This window comes from Thalassolituus sp. UBA2590, from assembly GCF_002339775.1.
Lineage (GTDB): Bacteria > Pseudomonadota > Gammaproteobacteria > Pseudomonadales > Oceanobacteraceae > Thalassolituus.
In genome coordinates this window covers 13442-13882 of record NZ_DDKU01000132.1, presented here as the reverse complement: position 1 = coordinate 13882, position 441 = coordinate 13442, and the positions used below count along the sequence as shown (strand labels likewise).

The 441-nt window shown below is 56.5% G+C and carries 1 pseudogene; it reads left to right on the top strand.

Going from position 1 to position 441, the window contains the following annotated elements:
- A pseudogene (locus B2067_RS11585) lies at positions 1-441 on the top strand (glycine dehydrogenase (aminomethyl-transferring)); the annotation flags it as partial.

The following is a 441-nucleotide window of genomic DNA, read 5'->3' as shown; positions in this document are numbered from 1 at the left end:
GATCATCGACTTCACCGGCATGGAACTGGCAAACGCCTCTTTGCTTGATGAGGGCACCGCCGCCGCTGAAGCCATGGCGATGGCAAAGCGCTCGGTTCGCAAGAACAAATCAAACACCTTCTACATTGATGAGCTGTGTCTGCCACAGACCATCGACGTTGTCCGTACGCGCGCAGAAGCCTTCGGCTGGGAAATCATCGTCGGCCCTGCAGAGAAAGCGGCAGACCATGACGTCTTCGGTGCCCTATTCCAGTACCCGGGTCGTCAGGGAGAAATCACTGATTTCACAGATGTCATCAGTGCCCTGCATGAAAAGAACGCTCTGGCCGCGGTAGCCAGCGACCTGATGGCGCTCATCAAGATCAAAGCGCCGGGTGAAATGGGTGCAGACATCGTCCTGGGCAACGCTCAGCACTTTGGTGTTCCTATGGGCTTTGGTGG